This is a genomic window from Rothia sp. HMSC072B04 (assembly GCF_001813725.1).
GTDB lineage: Bacteria > Actinomycetota > Actinomycetes > Actinomycetales > Micrococcaceae > Rothia > Rothia mucilaginosa.
The window spans coordinates 21,081-42,944 of the sequence record NZ_KV813812.1 but is presented as its reverse complement, the minus strand read 5'-3'; the positions used below and the strand labels follow the sequence as shown (position 1 = coordinate 42,944).

Annotated in this window: 18 protein-coding genes; 8 read left to right on the top strand and 10 right to left on the bottom strand. The window is 60.6% G+C overall.

Features of this window, described 5'->3' with window-relative positions:
• The first annotated feature begins 284 nt into the window (after window positions 1-284).
• Window positions 285-2,930, top strand: a complete 2,646-nt coding sequence (locus HMPREF2928_RS07655; RefSeq protein ID WP_070688075.1) for a TerD family protein — start codon at window positions 285-287, stop codon at window positions 2,928-2,930.
• Window positions 2,931-3,046: 116 nt separating this feature from the next.
• Here HMPREF2928_RS07655 and HMPREF2928_RS07650 read toward each other — a convergent pair whose 3' ends face one another.
• The 9 genes from HMPREF2928_RS07650 to HMPREF2928_RS07610 form a co-directional block, all read right to left on the bottom strand.
• Entirely contained in the window at window positions 3,047-3,391 is a 345-nt protein-coding gene (locus HMPREF2928_RS07650; protein ID WP_070604265.1) for a type II toxin-antitoxin system HicB family antitoxin, read from the bottom strand.
• Complete coding sequence (locus HMPREF2928_RS07645; RefSeq protein ID WP_005506120.1) at window positions 3,384-3,635, bottom strand: toxin HicA; 252 nt, start codon at window positions 3,633-3,635, stop codon at window positions 3,384-3,386. Before HMPREF2928_RS07645 ends, HMPREF2928_RS07650 begins: the two co-directional genes overlap by 8 nt.
• A gap of 119 nt (window positions 3,636-3,754) precedes the next feature.
• Window positions 3,755-4,858 carry a 6-phosphogluconolactonase gene (locus tag HMPREF2928_RS07640; protein ID WP_070688073.1) on the bottom strand — a complete coding sequence of 368 codons (1,104 nt, stop codon included), beginning with the start codon at window positions 4,856-4,858 and terminating at the stop codon, window positions 3,755-3,757.
• Window positions 4,851-5,837, bottom strand: coding sequence for a glucose-6-phosphate dehydrogenase assembly protein OpcA (locus tag HMPREF2928_RS07635; protein ID WP_070688071.1), 987 nt, complete (start codon window positions 5,835-5,837; stop codon window positions 4,851-4,853). The genes HMPREF2928_RS07640 and HMPREF2928_RS07635 overlap by 8 nt, the downstream gene beginning before the upstream one ends.
• A complete protein-coding gene (gene zwf / locus HMPREF2928_RS07630; protein ID WP_070604267.1) occupies window positions 5,834-7,381 on the bottom strand; it encodes a glucose-6-phosphate dehydrogenase in 1,548 nt (515 codons plus the stop codon). The genes HMPREF2928_RS07635 and zwf overlap by 4 nt, the downstream gene beginning before the upstream one ends.
• A gap of 393 nt (window positions 7,382-7,774) precedes the next feature.
• Window positions 7,775-8,875, bottom strand: a complete 1,101-nt coding sequence (gene tal / locus HMPREF2928_RS07625; protein WP_070506337.1) for a transaldolase — start codon at window positions 8,873-8,875, stop codon at window positions 7,775-7,777.
• 171 nt (window positions 8,876-9,046) lie between these two features.
• Window positions 9,047-11,149, bottom strand: coding sequence for a transketolase (tkt, locus tag HMPREF2928_RS07620; protein ID WP_070688069.1), 2,103 nt, complete (start codon window positions 11,147-11,149; stop codon window positions 9,047-9,049).
• 665 nt (window positions 11,150-11,814) lie between these two features.
• Window positions 11,815-12,765 (bottom strand): ABC transporter permease, encoded by a 951-nt coding sequence (locus HMPREF2928_RS07615; RefSeq protein ID WP_070688067.1) that lies wholly within the window; start codon window positions 12,763-12,765, stop codon window positions 11,815-11,817.
• A complete protein-coding gene (locus HMPREF2928_RS07610) occupies window positions 12,762-13,895 on the bottom strand; it encodes an ABC transporter ATP-binding protein (protein ID WP_070688065.1) in 1,134 nt (377 codons plus the stop codon). The genes HMPREF2928_RS07615 and HMPREF2928_RS07610 overlap by 4 nt, the downstream gene beginning before the upstream one ends.
• 175 nt (window positions 13,896-14,070) lie before the next feature.
• On the opposite strand from HMPREF2928_RS07610, the gene HMPREF2928_RS07605 reads away from it, so the two are divergent.
• The 6 genes from HMPREF2928_RS07605 (at window position 14,071) to HMPREF2928_RS07580 (ending at window position 19,825) form a co-directional block, all read left to right on the top strand.
• Entirely contained in the window at window positions 14,071-14,919 is an 849-nt protein-coding gene (locus HMPREF2928_RS07605; RefSeq protein ID WP_070688063.1) for a helix-turn-helix transcriptional regulator, read from the top strand.
• A gap of 220 nt (window positions 14,920-15,139) precedes the next feature.
• The gene (gene sufB / locus HMPREF2928_RS07600; protein WP_049341273.1) at window positions 15,140-16,597 is read left to right on the top strand and encodes a Fe-S cluster assembly protein SufB; all 1,458 of its coding nucleotides are present in this window, start codon (window positions 15,140-15,142) and stop codon (window positions 16,595-16,597) included.
• The gene (gene sufD / locus HMPREF2928_RS07595; RefSeq protein ID WP_070688061.1) at window positions 16,597-17,871 is read left to right on the top strand and encodes a Fe-S cluster assembly protein SufD; all 1,275 of its coding nucleotides are present in this window, start codon (window positions 16,597-16,599) and stop codon (window positions 17,869-17,871) included. Before sufB ends, sufD begins: the two co-directional genes overlap by 1 nt.
• Window positions 17,872-17,890: 19 nt before the next feature.
• Window positions 17,891-18,649, top strand: coding sequence for a Fe-S cluster assembly ATPase SufC (gene sufC / locus HMPREF2928_RS07590; protein WP_044150468.1), 759 nt, complete (start codon window positions 17,891-17,893; stop codon window positions 18,647-18,649).
• A 40-nt stretch (window positions 18,650-18,689) separates the two neighbouring features.
• The gene (locus HMPREF2928_RS07585; RefSeq protein WP_012903572.1) at window positions 18,690-19,019 is read left to right on the top strand and encodes a metal-sulfur cluster assembly factor; all 330 of its coding nucleotides are present in this window, start codon (window positions 18,690-18,692) and stop codon (window positions 19,017-19,019) included.
• Between the two features lie 236 nt (window positions 19,020-19,255).
• Window positions 19,256-19,825 (top strand): Ltp family lipoprotein, encoded by a 570-nt coding sequence (locus HMPREF2928_RS07580; protein WP_049356988.1) that lies wholly within the window; start codon window positions 19,256-19,258, stop codon window positions 19,823-19,825.
• A 78-nt stretch (window positions 19,826-19,903) separates the two neighbouring features.
• On the opposite strand, the gene HMPREF2928_RS07575 is transcribed toward HMPREF2928_RS07580, so the two are convergent.
• On the bottom strand, window positions 19,904-20,404 hold the full coding sequence (locus tag HMPREF2928_RS07575; protein ID WP_049356986.1) for an HD domain-containing protein: 501 nt from the start codon (window positions 20,402-20,404) through the stop codon (window positions 19,904-19,906).
• A 541-nt stretch (window positions 20,405-20,945) separates the two neighbouring features.
• Here HMPREF2928_RS07575 and HMPREF2928_RS07570 point away from each other — a divergent pair.
• Window positions 20,946-21,800: a DUF4253 domain-containing protein gene (locus HMPREF2928_RS07570; protein WP_070688059.1), complete on the top strand. Its 855-nt coding sequence runs from the start codon at window positions 20,946-20,948 to the stop codon at window positions 21,798-21,800.
• Window positions 21,801-21,864: the final 64 nt, after the last annotated feature.

The window sequence follows — 21,864 nt, the reverse complement described above, 5'->3', positions numbered from 1 at the left end:
ATATTTATCGGATTCTTCGCTTCCCGCCATTTTTCTTTTAATCCCCCGTTCCCACGCGGCTGACAGATAAGCGGCTGATGGACAAGCATGCGGCGGATAAACAAGCGGCGGATAAACAGGCGACGGATAAACACCGCCTAGGCTCCGCTTACGTAACCGCCTGTTGCCCCCGCAGGTCACCGATGACCAAACCCCGCGACAACCCGCACCCACGCCGCTACGATAAGAACATAGACACACCACCGACGGTGACAGCCGGGTGAGACCAACGGAAAGGACGACCCGTGACCACTCCCTACGATGCATCCCCCTACCTGCAGGAATCACCCTATTTCAACGAATCCGCCTACCTTCACGGCGAAGCGCCCGAGGGCCTCAGCCCCCTCGTGCGCCTCATCCTGATGCGCCGCTACGGCGTATACGTCTTCACCGACCTGTACGGCCCCTACTACCGCTCGAACTACTCGAGCATTAACGAGCTGCACCACTCCGGCGCATTCGACACCGACCTGGGGCGAGTATCCGTCCTGAGCAATTGCGGTCTGACCCTCAGCCCTGAGTCCCTCGCCCAGGCGCTGAACGCCAGCGCCAACGAATTTGCCCTGTTCGCGACTATCTGGTCCTACGAATACGGGTACCGTCCCGGCCGCGTATTCCGCCGCGACTTTGATCTGCGCGCCCTGACGCTCACCGACGAGCAGCGCTACACCGAGCAGATCATGCACTACCTCTCCAACCCGTACTACAACCCGGACGGCACCGAGCGCATCCTTGGCGGCCTGCCCGAGAACTACGTGCCCTACGAGTGGCAGCAGCCGATGAGCCGCTCCAACTTCACCAGCATGGAACGCAACCGCCGACCCCTGCAGATGGTCAGCGGCGTGCAGAACGCCCTGATCATGGCGGGTGCCCTCTACCAGCAGCTGCTCGGTCAGCAGCAGGCGTACAACCAGACCGACCAGCGCGACCTTGTGGCGTTGCGTCGTTTCCTCGCCCAGCATGACGCGCTGCCGGTTGCCCGACCAGAGAACACCAGCCGCGAGAACCGCGTGTTCATCGCCGCCTGCCTGCACCCCGAAGACGCTGAGCGTCTGCACACTATGAAGGAGGCGCTCGCTCTCGCCGCCGCATACTCGCGTCTGCGCTTCAACGGCACGGTGGGGGATCTGAGCCTGAGCATCGCGCCGCGCCTGAAGCTACGCCGTAGCGAACGCACCCGCATCGCTCACCTGCTCAACCGGGTACTGGAGGCTGACCCGGTTGGTGCCCGCTACGACAGCGCGCCCAATGCAGAGATGTACAAGCGCCTCGTCAAGGCAATTCACCCCGGCGACTACCCGTCACTGACCGCGCTGAGCCGCTGGGCTGACGACCTGTACTGCGGCGAGGTGTACAGCTTCGAGTCGCTGGTGGACCGCGCCTACGCAACTCGGGATGCGCAGAACGTGGCACGTCTGCTCTCGACCCGTCCCGGCGTGTTTGCACGCCAGCTGGTGCGCGCCCTGGATGCTTTCGAAGCGCCTCGCTACGGCATCGATACCGCACCGAGCCCCGGCCAGCAGGTCATCTTTGACGCGTTTGCCGCCGTGGCGCCGCGCGTTTCCGCGCCCATCCTGGTGCAGATCCGCAACCTGGTGACCCTGCAGCGTAACGCGCTTGCGAACCCGCCGAAGGAGCGCCCCGCCAACCCGGTGGCGGTGCAGGAGGACCGGGAGCTCGCCGACTACGCGCGCCGCAACCCGGAGGGCGTCGCGAGGGTTCAGAACATCATGCAGAACGCGGGCATCCCGAACCCGCTGGGCTCGTTCTTTGGGGATAATTCCGGCCCGGAGAACCCGCTGCCTTCTATCCCGGTCGGTTCCGAACCTGCCGCGAGCCAGCGCGAGGAGCGCCGCGCGGCGTCCGCTCAGAAGACTCAGCCTGCCGCCCCGCAGCGCATGAACCTGTCCAAGACCGGTATCGCCACCATGATTCCGGCGCGCGAGTACAGCCCGGTCGTGCTGGACCTGCTGGAGCGCCTGGTCGAGATTGGCCTGTCCGGCCGTCTTGCCGAGACCAGCATCTACCTGCCCGAGCAGGTGGGTGATACGATTATGCCGCTGAACACACGCAGTGCCCGCCCCTCCCTGGACGGTATGGGCCGCTACAACACCTCGACGGTGCACCTGCCGCCCACCGGCGTGATTCGCCTCTTCTGCTTCTGGGATGAGGGCGTGGACATTGACCTGTCGCTGATGATGTTCGACGCCGAAGGCAACTACATGGACAAGATCAGCTACTGGTCGCAGACCGTGAAGAACAGCCAGGGCGCCATTTACGCGCATCACTCGGGCGACATTACGGACGGTACCGGAGGCGCCTGGGAGTACATCGACATTGAGGCTCGCAAGGCGCTCAAGGCGGAGGTGTGCTACCTCGTGCCGGTGGTGCAGCTGTACTCCGGTTTCGGGGAGGCACACACCCTGGCCGCGGTGAACGACTTGCAGGCGGGCTTCATGGTGGTTCCCGCCGTGGGTGTGGGCGAGGTGCACGAGGTGAGCCAGGTGCACACCAAGTTCACCTTGCGCGCTGAGAGCCGCGGCGTGCTGCCGTTCATCGTGGATCTGCAGAACCGCGACCCGTACGACATTCCTGATGAGACTGACGCTATCGTGAAGGTGACGGATATTGGTCTTGCCCGCGGCATTAATGTGCTGCAGTCTGGCGCGAACATCACCGCCGTGCGTGAGCACTTTGACTGGGCGCAGCCCATGACGGTGCGCGAGTACCTGCAGTTGACCGGCGCGAAGCTTGCGGCGAGCCCCGAGGAGGCGCAGCAGGTGCTGGAGGCGACGGTTCCGTCGCTGGCGGCACTGTACGTGGGCTTTGAGAACGAAGCGGAGGAGGCCCAGGAACAGGATCCACAGAATCCTGCCGCTGCTGAACAGTAGGTAGGCGTAGCAAAAGAGTGGAGCCCCGGATAGTCGAAACTATCCGGGGCTCCACTCTTTTGTCATGTCATAACATTTTGGAATCTTCGTTGGATGATGAAGACATACTGGCTTACTTAGGCGACTGCTTCGAGCTGTTGGCTCACGTACTGGTTCAGGCTCTGGTGAGAAAGCGCTGCCTGCTGAACCAGACGACGATGCAATTGCGGTGAAACACGCAAGTTGAATCGTCCTGAGAAGGAACGCAGAGAGAACGGTTCGGGTGCCTCGCGGCCGTCTTCTTCAAGGATTTCGAGGGTGTCGGCGACGACTTCTCGGATACCTGCGAATGCCTCGGTCGAGGTCGGAGCCAGGTATGAGAGGCTGGGAAATTCGGCGACAGTTCCGACAAATTCCTGGTCGTCTTCAGACCACTCGACGCGGTAGGTGTAGAGCTCTTGGCGGGGGAGAGTACTAGTCATCGTTATTCTCCAGTTTTCGAATGGCAGTTAGAACCTGCTTGACTTGGTATTTCTTTGCTTTACCGGAGTTTCCCTGTTGAATGTTGACAATAGGGTCACCATGCCAGGGGGTGCTGTAGTAGTGGTGAGAACCGCGGATACGCGGCGCTCCAAAGAAATGGGTGCATACCTTTTGAAGTTGAGTGAAAGTAACGTTTTGAGGGCTGGAGGCCATCTTCGCAACTAAATCTTCAATACTCGGCATACTTTATAGTACCACTTCTAGTACCATTCGGGGTGGTGTAAAACCATAGAGAAAAGCCCCGGATAGTCGAAACTATCCGGGGCTCCACTCTTTTGTTGATGCAGTTCAGAACCAGAACCTTACGGGCGGTTCTCAGGAGCCAGCGACTCCTCAGTAGCAAAAATCAGGGTCTGCTTCTTACCGCGCGCACCCACCGCCGGGGTCTCCAGCAGCAACTCCGCGTTCAGGTCCTCAGCGTCCAGCTTCGCGCCAGCCAGAAGGCGGCTGGTCGCGTCCTGCTTATCCTCACCGGTGATGAGGAAGAACACGTGACGCGAATTATTGATAATCGGCAGGGTCACCGACACGCGCTCAGCCGGCGGCTTCGGCGAATCAGAAACCATCACGGTCACAGCCTTACCGCCCTCAACCGGGTCCTCCGGCAGGCCGGTACCCAGCAGAACCTGCTTACGGCCCGGGAACAGGGAAGCAATATGACCGTCCGGGCCCATGCCCAGCAGGGTGATGTCAAAGACCGGCGCGGGCCACTGGCCGCCACCACCGCAGCCTCCGCCGCCGCATCCGCAACCACCTGCGGGCTCAGCAGCCTCAGCATCAAATTCATCCAGGGTGGTCTCTTCGATGGACTGCTCGGGTGCGGAAGAACCACAACCGCCGCCACCACAACCGCCGCCACCACAACCACAGCCACCGGAGCCGCCGTGCTCATGACCTGCGCCACCACCGTGACCGCCAGCCAGCGGCAATTCGGTTGCGCCCTCGGGCATCTGCACGCTCACAGCCGGTGCAGAACCGGCGTAGTCACGCATCTCAAAGGCGTAGTGCTCAGCTGCAGCTTCCAGGCCGGTAAAAATATCGGACGGACCCATGCGGTGCACATTGCCCACGACCAGGCCGTGCGACAGCAGGGGAGCGAGCAGCACCTCAATAGCCTGACCGTCATTACGTTCGGGGCTACGCTCGGGCACGTAACGCTCATCGGAGAACCAGAAGTGCACGCGGGACCAGTCGATATCCTTCACGCGCTCGTTCTCAGCCCACGCCTTCAAAGTGGCGATACCCATGGTGCCGCCGGTCAGCGAAATGTGGGCAATCGTGCGCTCAGAGAGCACGTGCTCAATGATGTCGAGGATGCGGGTCACCGCGTCCTCTGCGAGAGCGTCGCGGGTCGGGTGCGCCACCAGGGTGGGGGTGGATGCGCCCATGTTCTGAATCTTAGGCATCGAAAACCTCCGGGTATTCTTCGAGGTCCAGCATGTCTTCAGGCTGGCAGGTGTCATCGACGAGGGTTACGGTGCACAGCGCCTGCTTCAGCACGTCACCGTAGGTGTCGTCCGGGTCGAGGCGGCGCAACTCCTCAGAGATGCACTCGGCGAGGGTGCGCACCGGCAGTGCAATCTGCTGGTCGGGTGCGTACGGGGTGGAGATGGTCGCCACGGAAATGCCGGGGCGGAACATCGTCACCGAACCGTCTTCACGCTCAATGCTGACGCGGTACAGGCCACGGTTTGCCGCGCCGATGGTGGCGAGGTGCACGGGCGCTTCAAGCTTCCAACCGAGCCACGTACCGAGCAGCACCACGGACGGGGACTTGCTCGAACCCCACACAACCACGCGGCGCACGGGGGAGGAAGGCATCTGCTCCATGAGCGCTGCCAGCTGGGTGCGCCACAGGGTGAGGCGGGTCCATGCCAGGGCGGTGTCGCCTGCCCGGAATACGTCGGTGAGCTTACGCAGCGCTTCCTTCGGGTCGTCGGCGCGTGCAGAGTCGGTAATGCGACGCTGCGCGATACGACCGATGGAGTGCTGTGCCGGGTTCTCGGGCACCGAGTGCGGCCACCAGACCACAATCGGGGAGTCCGGCAGCAGTAGACCGGAGATCAGTGCTTCGGTCGGGCGAGATGCGCTACCCCAGCCGCGCAGAACAATCATCTCGGATGCGCCGGTGTCGCCGCCGAGGTGGATTTCTGCATCCAGCTGGTCGGGGTCGAGCGGATCGTGGGAGATGTGCACAATAATGCGGCTCGGGTGTTCGTGGGAGGCACGAATCGCGGCGCGCATTGCTTCGCGGGAGTGGCCCTTTTCCGCGAGAACAACGAGGGTGAGAACTCGTCCGCTGCTGAGGCTACCGTTGGCGGCAGTCAGGTGGCTCAGTTCCTTGTTGATAGCGGAAACGGTGGTGTTATGCAGGTGCGAGATCACGGGCGCCTCCAAGCGCGGTTGTCACGCTCAAGCATCTCGTGTGCTGAACGCGGACCCCACGAACCGGACTCGTAGGGTTCAGGCTTAATGCGGTTTTCTTCCCAGTACTCTTCGAAGGGGTCGAGGATCTTCCAGGAGAGCTCAACTTCTTCGTGGCGGGGGAACAGCGGCGGCTCGCCGAGCAGAACGTCCAGGATGAGGCGTTCGTAGGCTTCGGGGGACTCTTCGGTGAAGGAGTGGCCGTAGCCGAAGTCCATGTTGACGTCGCGGATTTCCATCTGGGTGCCGGGCACCTTCGCGGAGAATCGGATGGTCATGCCTTCGTCGGGCTGCACGCGGATGACGATGGCGTTCTGGCCGACCTGCGGGTTTTCACGTTCGCCGAAGAGACGGTCGGAGGATTTCTTGAAGACCACGGCGATTTCGGTGACGCGGCGGCCCAGGCGCTTGCCGGCGCGCAGGTAGAAGGGGGTGCCTTCCCAGCGGCGGTTTGCGATGGACACCTTCAGCGCTGCGAAGGTTTCGGTGCGGGAGTCTGCGGGGATGTCGTTTTCGTCGAAGAAGCCGTTGACGTGCTCGCCGCCCTGGTAGCCTGCGGCGTACTGGCCGAGCGCGAAGGAGTTCGGCAGATCGTCAATGCGGAGCGCTTCGAGGACCTTAGCCTTTTCGGCGCGCAGGTGCTTGGCGTCGAGGCTGAGGGGCTCTTCCATGGCGGTGAGGGCGAGCAGCTGCAACAGGTGGTTCTGGATGACGTCGCGGGCTGCACCCACGCCGTCGTAGTAGCCTGCGCGGGAGCCGATGCCGATGTCTTCTGCCATGGTGATCTGGACGTGGTCAACGTAGTTGGAGTTCCAGAGCGGTTCGAACATCTGGTTGGAGAAACGCATCGCCAGGATGTTCTGCACGGTTTCCTTGCCCAGGTAGTGGTCGATTCGGAACACTGCGTCGGGTGGGAAGACTGCCTCCACGATGGAGTTCAGTTCGCGTGCGCTTTCAAGGTTGTGACCGAAGGGCTTCTCAATGACCACGCGGCGCCAACCGTCTACGGGGTTGATGGTGTCGTTATCGCGGGATGCGAGGTCGTGTTCGGCGAGCTTGGTGAGGACCTGCTCGAATGCCTTCGGGGGGATGGAGAGGTAGAAGGCGTGGTTGCCGTGAGCGCCACGCTCGTCGAGTTCGGCGAGGGTGCTCTTGAGCTGTTCATAGGCTGCGTCGTCGTCAAAGGCACCTACGACGAATCGCATGCCCTGCTGGAACTGGTTCCATACGTCTTCGCGGAAGGGGGTACGGGCGTGTGCTTCAACGGATTCGCGTACGTAGGAACGGAAATCGTCATCGCTCCAGGGGCGGCGGCCGAAGCCGACAAGGCCGAAGCTCGGGGGGAGCAAACCGCGGTTCATGAGGTCATACACTGCCGGAAGCAGCTTCTTGCGGGCCAGGTCACCGGTTACGCCAAAGAAGACGAGCGCGGACGGCCCCGCAATGCGGGTAATGCGGCGGTCGCGAGTGTCCCTGAGGGGGTTCGCTTCATGACCGATAGTCACAATATATTCCTTTGATTGCCTTGGTTGGTTCGTGCGGCGCGCGGTTCGTACCTTGTCGCGCGGAGGCGATGCCGCATTCTGGAAGGTGTGTACCCTGTATTGTACCGGTTTTGACGGGATTGTCTCAGTGGCACCCTAATTCGCCGAGATTCCCTGGGACGCCCCGGGCGGTGAAGCCCTGCGGGAACCCTGGCGAAAATCCCGGTCAGAATCTCTACGAGAATCCCGGCGGATTGGTGCTGTGCCCACAATATGTTGGGCGTGCATATCGGTTGGTGTGCGTCGGGTGGTGCACACCGGGAACGCATTGGTCATGCGCTATATTTCAGCGGCTGCTGAACTTCAGTGGCTTCCGAATTTCAGCAGCTGTAGATTCGGCTGTGTCGCCTGGTTTTACTTAGCCTGCTCGAGTGCTTCGCGGACGGTCTGCAGCAGCTCTTCCCAGGAGACGTCGAACTTGGACAGGCCCTCAACCTCGAGCTTTTCCACGACCTCCGGGTAGGAGACGTGAACGGAGATAGCGTCCAGAACGTTGTTGGACTCGGAGTAGTTCGGCACGATGGTGTTGCCGGTAACCTCGCCGTGATCGGCAACAGCGTTCAGGGTTGCCTCGGGCATGGTGTTCACGGTGTTGGGTGCGACCAGGCCGGTGACGTACAGGGTGTCCGGCAGCGAGGGGTCCTTCACACCGGTGGATGCCCACAGCGGGCGCTGTACGTTTGCGCCGTGTGCCTGCAGGCGTGCCCAACGCTCGGAGGAGAACATTTCCTCGAACACCTCGTAGGCGAGGCGTGCGTTTGCCAGGCCTGCCTTGCCCTTGAGCTGCACAGCGTCGCCGCCGGCAGCTTCGAGGCGTGCATCGATTTCGGTGTCTACGCGGGAGACGAAGAAGGATGCGACCGAGTGGATGGTGGACAGGTCCTTACCGTTCTCCAGCGCCTGCTCCAGGCCGAGCATGTAGGCGTTGATGACCTCGCGGTAGCGGGTCAGGGAGAAGATCAGAGTCACGTTCACGCTGATGCCAGCAGCCAGGGTTTCCGCGATGGGGCGCAGGCCTTCCTGGGTTGCGGGGATCTTAATCATGACGTTTTCGCGGCCCACGCGCTCGTAGAGTTCACGTGCCATCTTGGCGGTGCCTTCGGCGTCGCGTGCCAGGCGGGGGTCAACCTCGATGGAGACGCGGCCGTCAAAACCGTTGGATGCCTTGTAAACGGGTGCAAACACGTCGCAGGCTGCGCGCACGTCGTCGCAGGTTGCGGCGAAGACTGCCTCTTCAACGCTTGCGCCGGCGGCGGCAAGTTCACGCATCTGCTCGGCGTATGCGGCGCCCTTGGAGAGCGCGCCAGCGAAGATGGTGGGGTTGGTGGTCACACCGACGACGTTGTGGGTCTTGATGAGTTCGGCGAGGTTGCCGCTGGTCAGACGCTCACGGGAGAGGTCGTCAAGCCAGATGGAGACGCCGGCGTCGGAAAGCTTCTGAGTGGACTCAGACATGTGAAAACCTTCGATTCTTTGTCGAAATTGAAATTTGAGATATCAGTGAAATCTTCTGGGCGGCGGGAGGCTCCGGCTGAGCGGTCAGCCGGAGCCTACCCGTTGCGTCCGCACCCCACCCGTACAGGGGGAGCGCAGTGTGCGCGGCAGTTACCGCGGCGTTGTTACTGCCTACTTAGCGGCGTCGATGGAATCCTTAGCGGCGGCCACGACAGCCTCCGCAGTGATACCGAATTCGCGGTACAGGGTCTTCGCATCGGCGGATGCACCGAAGTGCTCGATGGATACGGCGCGGCCGGCGGTGCCGAGCAGGTCGTACCAGCTCATCGCCAGGCCAGCCTCGACGGAGACGCGGGCTACAACCGAGGAGGGCAGAACCGACTCGCGGTACTCTGCGTCCTGCTCAGCGAACCACTCACGCGAGGGCATGGAGACCACGCGAGCCGCGATGCCCTGCTCTGCGAGGGTTGCGCGAGCCTGAACAGCGAGCTCAACCTCGGAGCCGGTAGCGATCAGGATGACGTCCGGGGTGCCCTCGGTGTCAGCCATGATGTAGCCGCCGCGTGCGGTGCCCTCAGCGGAAGCGAACTTCTCACCCTCAGCGTCTGCGTGCACGTCTTCACGAGCCCAGACGGGCAGGTTCTGACGGGAGAGCACGATACCTGCGGGGCGGTCGGACTTCTCCAGGATGGTGCGCCATGCGACGGCGGTTTCGTTAGCGTCCGCGGGGCGAACCACGTCGAAGCCGGGGATAGCGCGCAGAGAGGAGAGGTGCTCGATCGGCTGGTGGGTGGGGCCGTCCTCGCCCACACCAATGGAGTCGTGGGTCCACACGTACAGTGCGGGAACGCCCATCAGCGCGGAGAGACGAACAGCCGGACGCTGGTAGTCGGAGAACACGAAGAAGGTGCCCGAGAACGCGCGGGTCGGGGAGGAGAGCACGATGCCGTTGACGATGGCTGCGGCAGCCTGCTCACGAATACCGAAGTGCAGCACGCGGCCGTAGGGGTTGCCGGTCCAGTCTTCGGTGCTGCGCGATGCCGGGTTGAAGGACTCTGCACCCTTGATGGTGGTCAGGTTCGAGCCGGCGAGGTCAGCGGAGCCGCCCCACAGTTCGGGGAATGTGTCAGCGATAGCGTTGATGACGGTGCCGGACGCCGCGCGGGTTGCCACGGAGGTGCCAGCCTCGAACACAGGGAAGGCAGCCTTGTAGTCTGCGGGCAGTTCGCCTGCGACGAGGCGCTTGTACAGTTCGGCGCGCTCGGGGTTAGCCTTGGCCCAGGCCTCGAACTTCTCGTCCCATGCCTTGTGTGCCGCAGCACCGCGCTCAACGAGCTGACGGGTGTGTGCCAGCACGTTCTCCTCGATGAAGAAGCTCTTGGCGGGGTCGAAGCCGAGCACCTCCTTGGTTGCGGCGACCTCTTCAGCACCGAGCTTGGAGCCGTGCACTGCGCCGGTGTTCTGCTTGTGCGGTGCGGGGTAGCCGATGATGGTGCGCAGCTCGATGAACGAGGGCTTGTCCGTGACGGCCTTCGCGCGCTCGATGGCGGCGTACAGCTCGGCGACGTCCTCGACGTACTCGCCGGTGCGGGTCCAATCCACGCGCTGAACGTCCCAACCGTAGGACTCGTAGCGCTTGGCCACGTCCTCGGTGAAGGCGACGTCGGTGTCTTCCTCAATGGAGATGTGGTTGCGGTCCCAGACGACAATCAGGTTGCCGAGCTCCTGGTGACCTGCGAGCGCGCACGCCTCGGCGGTGACGCCTTCCTGCACGTCACCTTCGGAGGCGATGACGTAGACGTGGTGGTCGAAGGGGGAGGTGCCCGGCGCTGCTTCGGGGTCGAACATACCGCGCATACGGCGCTGTGCGTAGGCGAAGCCAACGGCGGATGCCAGGCCCTGGCCGAGCGGGCCGGTGGTGATTTCTACGCCCTTGGTGTGCTTGTATTCGGGGTGGCCGGGGGTGAGGGCACCCCAGGTGCGCAGGGCTTCTAGGTCCTTCATTTCCAGGCCGTAGCCGCCGAGGAACAGCTGAGTGTACAGGGTGAGGGAGGTGTGGCCGGGGGAGAGGATGAAGCGGTCACGACCTTCCCAGCGGTCGTCGGAGGGATCCTGGTTCATGACCTTCTGGAAGAGCAGGTAGGCGACCGGCGCCAGGCTCATTGCGGTGCCGGGGTGGCCGGATCCGACCTTTTCTACGGCGTCTGCGGCGAGGATACGTGCGGTATCTACGGCGCGCTGGTCGGTTTCTGTCCACTGGAAGTTCTCTGCCACGTGGGTGTCCTTTCACAACGTGAGTGGATGCGCCAGCAGGCTTGTGCTAGCGCGCTGTCCGTCGGGTGTAACGGTTCTCATCAGGCTGTTATTCCCGTGCCGTGTGTGGCTGGGTGCCCGGAGGATGTTTCGACCCTTTCGTTTTAACAGGATAGTTCACGAGGCGGCAGGATCCGGTGTGTGAATGCAGACATTCACAGGGTGATACGGGGCTGAGATGGAGAAAAAGCGACGCTACAACGCGGGCTCCGCGGATTTCGCGGTGCACGTTTGAGCTGTGTTTCTGAGCTATGCGCTGAATATTGTTCAGTAACGTAACAATTTTTGTGTAAGTGGTGAAGCTCATGTTAAGGTTGAGCAGGAAGGTTGCAGACCGAAACAGTGGTTGGGTCGGTCTGCATCTCGGTGATTGAAGCCCCTCCTCCGCGTAAGAACCATTGATTATCTTACTGTGGTGGTGAGATAAAAGGTTCTGGAGGAGGTGCTTTCTTTTAGTCTCTGACCGTGCACTTTGTGTGTGGTTGAGGCTAAAGGTTTGTGTTATATGAATGGGCGCCGGATATGTATCGGAACATATCCGGCGCCCGCCTTTTAATTTGCGATGAGAAGAAGTACTGTCTGCTCTTGCTCTGTCTGTGCTTGCGTTGTCTGTATTTGCGTTGCCTCTAGTCGGACCACTTGAACTTGCGCGAGGCAATAAACCCAATGACCACGGTCCACACAATGAGGACCCAGTGCGGGTCGGCGAGCCACTGATGCTGAATGAAGTTGCCACGCAACGCGTCACCCAGAGCCGCTGAGGGCGACCACGCCACGATTCCGGCGTACCAGTCGGGGAAGGACTTGAGCGGGAACACCACGCCGCCGGCACCGGCAAGAATTACCCAGGCGATATTTACGATGGCGAGGGTCGCCTCCGCGCGCACCGTGCCGGCAATGAGCAGACCCAGCGCCGTAAACGCGCCGGCGCCCATGAGCATCGTGATGATGGAGCGCGAGACGGCGATAGCGTCCGGGCGCCAGCCCAGACCGTACCCGAGCGCTGCCACCAGCGTGAACTGAATCGCCACGACCACCAGCACCGCAATGCACTTGCCCATGATCAGACCGTTACGGCCCAGGGGAGTGGTCGCCAGGAATCGCAGCACGCCGTAGCGGCGATCAAAACCTGTGGCAATGCCCTGACCGGACAGCGCCGTAGAAATCACGCAGAGCGCCAGAACGCCGGGGACCGCCGCGTCCATGCGGGAGACCCCCACCGAGTTCGCGTACTCATCAATCAGGCCGGTAAACCGCAACGCAATGAGTGCCATGACGGGAAAAATAATGTTGAGCATCAGCTGCTCGCCGTTGCGGAGCATCGCCATCGTCTCGTAGCGGCCCTGCTCGATTACGCGCACGAGCGGGTAGTTCGCGCGCGGGGGAATGTACTCCTCATCTTCGTCAATAGAAGAGACCTTGGGGCGGGTGTCTACGGCGGAACGGGTGTTCGCGGCGCGTTCTTCCATTCGGTTCCCTTCCGCTCGGCTCTCTTCTGCAGGCTTTTCTTTTACTTGGTTTTCTGTTGCCCGGTTGTTGGCCGCCCGGTTGTTGTTAGTGCGTGCGGTGTTGCTCATCGGATATCACGTCCTGAAATGTCGAGGAAGACATCCTCAAGAGTCTTCGGTTCCATGGTGAGAGAAATCGGCATGAGGTAACGTTCGGCGAGCGCTGAGGTGAACGCCGCCAGGTGCTCGGGGCGTAGTGCGCCGACCAGCTCATACGCGCCGGGCACGGAGGGTGCGCCGTCACGAGCCGGGGTGTAGGGCACCTTCTCGATGAGCTCCACACCGGCACGCAGATGTGCGGGCAGCAGTTGCTCACGGGTGGGGGTGGGTGCATCCAGTGTGTACTGCAGGCGGTTCGTGCCGTCGCTGGCGATGAGCTCGGAGACGGTACCTTCCTGAACCGTGGCGCCGTTTTCAATGATGTAGACGTAATCGGCGAGCTTCTGCGCGTCATCAATCAGGTGCGTGGTGAGCACGATTGCGGTGCCAAGTTCACGCTGTTCACGAATGATGTCGAAGACGACGTTGCGGGATTGCGGGTCCAGGCCCGCGGAGGGCTCGTCGAGGAAGAGCACGTCCGGGCGACCGATGAGGGCGGCGGCGAGGGAGACGCGCTGTTTCTGACCACCCGAGAGGCGGCGAATCGTGGTGCCGTTGAAGGCATCAATGCCGAGGCGTTCTGCAAGCTCTTCGACCGGGTACGGGTCGGTGTACATGGTCGAGATGTGCTCGAGTAGCGGAATGGGGTGCATGGCGTTGGGCAGGCCGCCGTCCTGGAGCATAATGCCGACCTTGGCGCGCAGCTCCGGGTCTGCCTGCAGCGGGTTTTCTCCGAGTAGGCGCACGGTACCGCGGGTGGGTTTGAGTAGGCCCTGGGCGCAGGCGAGGGTCGTGGTTTTACCGGCACCGTTAGCTCCGAGGAGGACGACCACCTCACCGGGGAAGACGCGCAGGTTGACCTTGTTGACGGCGCGGTAGAGCCCGCTGGCGGTGAGCCGTTCGGGGTATTTGGTGCGGAAGGCGCGTGAGGGTTTGAACTCTTTGATGAGGTCTTTAATGCTGAGCGCCGGTTCTTCGGTGATGATGCGTCGTCGTGCGGTGGGGGAGGCGCTGGGCTCCGTGTGGTGCTCAGCGTGTGCCGTTGGCGCGGCGGATGCACGCCCAGGGTGGTCCTGCTGGCCCGCGGTGGTGGTCTCCATAGACAGTCACTTTCGATTTTTGCGATGAAGGAGCGTGTGTGCCCCTTCATCTTATGCCCTAACTCACGTTCAAGGCACGCCCGTTACGACTCAAAAGTTCACTTTAAGGTAGAAAAGTTAGCAAGTAGGGGTACCTAACTAGCCAAAGAAAAACTAATTAGGACATACTTTACTTGTGTATTCCGTGAATAAGACCCCTCAGCGCGCCTCAACGAACGAGGCGCAGACCCGAAACGGCACCCGAACCGCCGCATCGGGCTCTACTGGTGCTTCCAGTACAAAGTCCTCCGCGGCACGCACATCCAAGCGCAAAGCCGAGGCAGAAGAACGCACCAGGGACCGCGTCCTGCGTGAAGTCCTCAATAACGGCCCCGTATCCGCAGCAACCCTCGGTGAGCTCCTCAGCCTCACCCCCGCAGCGGTACGCCGCCACCTCGACGCCCTCGAATCCAACAACATGATTGAGGTCGCGCCCATCAAAAAGCACGGCGCCGGAGCTGGACGACCCGCCCGCCGCTACGTGATTGCCCCCCAGGGCCACGAACGCCTCGGCAACGACTACCTCATCATCGCCCGCGACGCCCTGCAAATGCTCCGCGACACGGTTGGGCAGGAAGCCCTCGAAGCTTTCGCCTCCGCCCGCGCCGCAGAAATGGAAGCCCGCTACCGACCCATCGTAGAAGCCGCCGGTGATGACGTGGCAGCCAGAGCGCAGGCGCTCGCAGAGGCAATGAGCAAGGACGGTTTTGTGGCGACCGCTCAGGTCACCGCGCCTCCTGCAGGACGGACCGTTCCCGAGCATTTTCTGGCAAGTATTCAGCTTTGTCAGGGTCACTGCCCGGTACGTGACCTCGCTGGAGACTTCCAAGTGTTCTGCGAGCAGGAAACCGGGATTATTTCTGACCTGCTCGGCGTTGATGTCCGTAGGCTTTCAACCATGGCTTCGGGTGCTCACGTGTGTACCACGCACGTGCCCCTGAACCGCGTCACCGCCGAGAGTGAGAAGAACGCAGAAGAATCCTAGAGAAACTTATTCCTAGAGAAACCTTCCGCGTAACGCTTACCGCAGTACCCCGCGGTGCGCCCCGATGAACCCCTCAAGGGTGCGACCCGCACGCTGGAACCCGCCCGCCCCACGTTGCGTTAAACGCCGTGGTCGAGTGTGGCATCAGCCCCCTAAACTACCGCGCCTGCAACCGGCAGGTGACGGAGAGAAATGTAATAACCATCGAAGAAAGGCCGTAATGACTGAGAAAGTTGGGCAGAACGCCAACGACACCGTCATTTCAGAGATCCTGGAGATGAACCCCGAACTCGAGGGCATTGGCAACTACGAGTACGGTTGGGCAGACTCCGACGAAGCAGGCCAGGTAGCAAAGCGCGGCCTGGACGAGAACGTCGTGCGCGACATCTCTGCAAAGAAGAACGAACCCCAGTGGATGCTGGATATGCGTCTGAAGGCGCTGAAGTTCTTCGAGCGTAAGCCCATGCCCACCTGGGGTGCGGATCTTTCCGAAATCGACTTCGACAACATCAAGTACTTCGTGCGCTCGACCGAGGGTCAGGCGGCTTCTTGGGAGGAACTGCCCGAGGACATCCGCACCACCTACGAGCGTCTGGGCATTCCCGAGGCGGAGCGTAACTCGCTGGTCGCGGGTGTGGCGGCACAGTACGAGTCTGAGGTCGTGTACCACCAGATCCGTGAGGACCTGGAGAAGCAGGGCGTGATCTTCGTCGATACCGACACCGGTCTGCGCGAATACCCCGAACTGTTCAAGGAATACTTCGGCTCCATCATCCCGATTGGTGACAACAAGTTCTCCGCGCTGAACACCGCCGTATGGTCCGGTGGCTCCTTCGTGTACGTTCCCCCGGGAGTTCACGTGGAGATTCCGCTGCAGGCGTACTTCCGCATTAACACCGAGAACATGGGCCAGTTCGAACGCACCCTGATTATTGCGGACGAAGACTCCTACGTTCACTACATTGAGGGTTGCACCGCCCCCATCTACAAGTCCGACTCCCTGCACTCCGCAGTGGTTGAGATTGTGCTGAAGAAGAACGCACGCGTTCGCTACACCACCATCCAGAACTGGTCGAACAACGTCTACAACCTGGTGACCAAGCGCGCGGTTGCGCACGAGGGCGCCACCATGGAATGGGTGGACGGCAATATCGGTTCGAAGGTCACCCAGAAGTACCCGGCTGTTTACATGGTCGGCGAGCACGCTAAGGGTGAGACCCTGTCCATCGCATTCGCGGGTGAGGGTCAGCACCAGGACACCGGTTCGAAGATGGTTCACATTGCACCGAACACCTCCTCGACCATTGTGTCCAAGTCCGTGGCACGTAACGGCGGTCGCAGCGCATACCGTGGCCTGGTTCAGGTGCGTGAGGGCGCTAAGCACTCCAAGTCCTCCGTGGTCTGTGACGCACTGCTGGTGGACACCATCTCCCGCTCCGACACCTACCCCTACGTGGATGTCCGCGAGGACGATGTGACCATGGGCCACGAGGCGACCGTTTCCCGCGTCTCCGAGGACCAGCTGTTCTACCTGATGCAGCGCGGCCTGAGCGAAGAAGAAGCAATGGCGATGATTGTCCGCGGCTTCGTTGAGCCTATCGCCCGTGAGCTGCCGATGGAGTACGCACTCGAACTGAACCGCCTGATCGAACTTCAGATGGAAGGATCTGTGGGCTAATGCCGACCAACGAAGAAACCCTGGGTTACCACTCCCCGATCATCCCCGGCATGGACCAGGAGGGCGAGAAGCTCGCCACCGAGTTCGCCCACGATGACACCCTGATGCGCGCCACCGAGGCACACCACCAGGGCTCCAACCCGAACAACGTCCAGAAGGTACTCGAAGCATCCCGTGCAGAGCGTAAGACCTCCTACAATGTGGAGGACTTCGCGCCGCTGACCGGTCGTGAAGAGGACTGGCGCTTTACCCCGCTGAAGCGTCTGGGCGGCCTGCACCTGGAGAAGCTGACCGGCACCGCACCGGCACCGCAGATCACTGCACCCGAGCAGGTTCAGGTTGAGACCGTCTCCCGCGAGGATGCACGCATCGGCTCCGCGGGTATCCCCGAGGACCGCGTGGCAGCGAACGCGTGGTCCAGCTTCACCGAAGCAACCGTGGTGACCATCCCCGCCGAAGCTGAACTGGCTGAGCACGTGGAAATCGACATCACCGGCACCGGTAACGAGGCTGCCGCACAGCACATCGTGATTGAGGCTAAGCCCTTCTCGAAGGCTGTCGTGGTTCTGCGCCACACCGGCTCCACCGTCCTGGCACAGAACGTTGAGTTCGTGGTGAACGACGAGGCTGAGCTGAACGTTGTTTCCGTGCAACAGTGGGCTGACGACGCAATCCACGCCTCCGCACAGTACGCTAAGCTGGGTCGCAATGCACGCTTCAAGCACGTTGTGGTGTCCCTCGGCGGCGACCTGGTGCGCGTGACCCCCTCCACCAAGTTCACCGCTCCCGGCGCTGAGACTGAAATGTACGGCCTGTACTTCGTAGACGCAGGTCAGCACATTGAGTCCCGCCTGTTCGTGGACCACTCCGTACCCAACTGCAAGTCCCGCGTGACCTACAAGGGCGCGCTGCAGGGTAAGGGTGCGCACTCCGTATGGGTTGGTGACGTTCTGATTGGTAAGGATGCAGAAGGCACTGACACCTACGAGCTGAACCGTAACCTGCTGCTGGAAGTTGGCCCCCGCGCCGACTCCGTGCCGAACCTGGAGATTGAGACCGGCCTGATTGAGGGCGCCGGCCACGCATCCACCACCGGCCAGCTCGATGAGCAGCACCTGTGGTACCTGCAGGCTCGCGGTATTCCGGAGGCTGAGGCACGCCGTCTGGTCGTGCGCGGCTTCCTGAATGAGATCATTCAGCAGATTCGTGTTCCCGAACTTGAAGAGCAGCTCACCGAGGCCCTTGAGGCAGAGCTCGCCCTCAGCAACAACTAAGCTTTACCAGGAGAAATCAATGTCTACTCTTGAAATCAAGGACCTTCACGTCTCGGTTATCCTCGACGACGAAACCACCAAGCCCATCCTGAAGGGCGTTAACCTGACCATCAACTCGGGCGAGATTCACGCAATCATGGGCCCGAACGGTTCCGGTAAGTCCACTCTGGCTTCCACCATTGCTGGCCACCCCAAGTACCAGGTTGACTCCGGTCAGATCCTGCTCGACGGTGAGGACATCACCGAGATGAGCGTGGACGAGCGTGCACGCGCAGGCCTGTTCCTGGCTATGCAGTACCCGGTTGAGATCCCCGGTGTGACCATGTCCAACTTCCTGCGTTCCGCTAAGACCGCTGTGGACGGCAAGGCTCCCTCCCTGCGTACCTGGACCAAGGACGTTAAGGAAGCCATGAAGAACCTGGAGATTGACCCCGCGTTCATCGCACGTAACGTGAATGAGGGCTTCTCCGGTGGTGAGAAGAAGCGCCACGAGATCCTTCAGCTGGAGCTGCTCAAGCCCAAGTTCGGCATCCTGGACGAGACCGACTCCGGTCTGGACGTTGACGCACTGAAGATCGTTTCTGAGGGCGTGAACCGTGCGCACGACGAGAACGACATGGGCGTCATGCTGATTACCCACTACACCCGCATTCTGCGCTACATCAAGCCGCAGTTCGTGCACGTGTTCGTGGACGGCAAGATGGTTGACCAGGGCGGCCCCGAGCTGGCTGACCGCCTGGAAGAAGAGGGCTACGTTTCTTACGTGGGTAAGAAGTAAGCTTCTTCTCCTTATCGGATTCTGATAGAAAGATAGAACTATGACTGAGACTGTGCAGGTTCGTGTTCCTCAGGAAGAAATTGAGGAAGCCCTCAAGGAGGTCATTGACCCGGAGCTCGGCGTCAATATTGTTGACCTTGGTCTGCTCTACGGTCTGCGCTGGGATGAGGATGGAACCCTCATTCTGGACCTGACTCTGACCACTGCGGCGTGCCCGCTGCAGGAGGTTATTGAGGAGCAGGTTCAGAGCAACCTGGAGAACCTGGTTGATTCTTGGCGTGTGAACTGGGTTTGGATGCCGCCGTGGGGTCCGGAGCGTATTACTGAGGACGGCCGCGATATGATGCGCGCGCTGGGCTTCAACATCTAAGCTCCTGACTCGCAGATAAGGTACCCGCCCGGTGCCGAAGGTGTATGCCTTCGGCACCGGGCGGGTATTTTTGTGCGATATCAGATATGTGAGCAGTGGATGCTTGTTCTGAGCAACGCCAATTTTTGCCACTTTGACAATGGGGGGGGGTCAAGTATATTTCCTTGTGAATTATCCACTCACTTCATATTGGTTTCTTCATGCGACGGTTGCTTGAGGAAAGCTGAAAGGAAATCATGGCACAAAAGATTATTGCCGCTGACGGTTCTGTCTACGTTAAGAAGAAGCCTTTCTACCTCCGTTGGTGGTTTATCACTCTCGTTATTCTTGTTCTTCTTGGCGGTTGCGCTTCGATGATGGGCGGCGGCTCCAGCAAGTCTACGAGTGCTTCTTCGTCTTCGGCAGCTGCTGGTTCTTCTGCTGTTGCCGAAGCTTCTCAGGACTCTAATGGCGGATCCTCCTCCGCGGCTACGAGCGAGTCCAACGCAAAGCAGAATGATAACAGCATTCCCACTGAATATAAGTCTGCTTTGAAGAAGGCAGAATCTTATTCTCGCACTATGCACATGTCCAAGCAGCGTATCTACGACCAGCTCACCAGTGAATTTGAAAAGTTCACGCCTGAAGCTGCTCAGTATGCTGTAGACAACATGAAGGCTGACTGGAACGCGAATGCCTTGGAATCGGCAAAGAGCTACCAGAAGACCATGAACATGTCTCCTGAAGCAATCCGTTCTCAGCTGACTTCTTCCATTGAAGGTTTCACCGAGGAAGAAGCTGACTACGCAGTCTCTCACCTGAACTAATTCAATAGATGATTCATAGAAGCCGCCCGGCATGGAACACAATCCATACCGGGCGGCTTCTATATGGTCAGCTTGAACCTAGTCGTTCAGGTGCAGCAGCTTCAGCGAGTGCTCATACTTGATCATGAGGCAGGTACGAGTCGGTTCCTCCAGAAGTGCCAAACGCTGCGGGTCAGTATTATCCGCAATATCGGCAAGCTTCACCAGACGAGCCAAATCATTCACACGCACCCGGCTCAGATACGACTCACGCGACTCACCCGGGCGGCGGGTCAAGGCCTCAATCGCATCCACAATACGCGCCGAGAAGTGACGAGCCAGATATGCGAGGGAAACGCCGGTATCCTCCACCGTGTCATGCAGCAGCGCCACGATCTGCGCTTCAGCCTTCAGCTCCTCCAAAGAAATATCAGGGTGAGTCGCGGCAGCCAACTCACACGCAAGCTTACGTACCCCAAGAGCCACACGGCGAGGGTGGGAGATGTAGGGCCAGCCGTTACGGTCAGTCTGCCCCTCATGCGCCTTATCAGCGATGCTGTCTGCCAGGCGAACCATCTCTTTGTAGTAGTTATTCGACATGAGAACCTCCGTTGGTTTGAACTCCTGCGAGTTGATGGTCTCAGCGACGTTTTCCGCACCAACGCGGCACGGGTGGTAGCTGGTACCAACACTCTACGCCAGCTGTGGGGCTGCGGTGGCGGAACTCGCCCGAAACACCCTTAATACGTCAAATATGACGCGCCGAAGAAGAAAATAGGGTGCTTTATGTCTGCAAATCATAAACTTGGTGCCTGTTCTACCAGAGTTCTGCAGCGGATACCGACCCGCAGGAGGCGCCCCGCACCACCGCGAAAGTGTCTGCCGCACCCTTTGGCGCCGCCCGGTGTAACTCGCCCAAAATCTCATATGGTGGCAAAAAAATTTCTAACTTTTTCTGGCGAAAACAGGTGCTCAAACCGCCCAACACAAAGGCAGTTTAAGCGTGTTTAGCACACACCGATACACACTCATCAAACGAAAAAATTACACGCCCTCCGTGCCCTGCTAAAACATCCAAAAACCCGGATTTTTGTGCGAAAATACGCGATAAACTGGGGGCAACCAAACATCGGAGAACACCATGGCAGAGCTCTACGAGCGCTTCGTCGCTTTGTATCCCTACCCACACGAGCGAATCCGCCACGGCGCCCCACGAGCCGAACTTAACCGGCGATACCTCGAACACCTCTACGAGGGCAAGAACCGGGGAACAACCCCCATCGTGGTTGCCCTCGACCCGACCCTGCTCGGAACCATTGAGAATAACGTCTCCCTACGTACCTCAACCCCAGTACAGGACATCACCGCCGACACCGTCAAGCGGTACGCACACGAGCTCATCACCGACCAGCATCGTTACCTGGATCAAGTCGGTGTAGAAGTCGCCGCGCACGAGGCGTTCCGGCACCTGAACGAGAGCACCTACCTGCAGACCTACCGCCGCCTCATGGAGAACGGCGAACTCGGCGAAGACGATATTTGCACGCCCCTGAAAGCGGAGTACCCCTTCGAACTGACCGCCGGCATCATCAATGAGAAGGTTAAGGCCACCGACATTGACAGCGCCGCGGAACTGCTCATCATGGACCTGCCGCTGCGGGACGCATCCGGGGTGTTCGCCTACCTGCCCTTTGGCGGGTGGGATTCCAGTCCCAGCCCCGAGGCGATGCTGTCCATTGCCCGCTACTGGTTTGAACGCGACGACGCCTACCCGGCTGTTATCGCCTCAGACTTTATCGAGTTCTACACGCCGGTGCCGGTCACAACCCGCCGCGACGCCGAAATCCTGGCGGTCGAGCACACGATGGTTTCCTCGGCGATGCCGGTGCGTGTCTACCGCGGCTTCGACAAGCTCGTGGAGGCGCTCTACGGTCAGCACGACTGGTACCTGTGGTGGGAGCAGCTCCCGGCGGTGCTCCTCATTGAAACGCCCTAAACCAGCCTAGCTAGGCGAGTTAAAGCGAAGGGGCGGGATGAACCTACACGGTTCACCCCGCCCC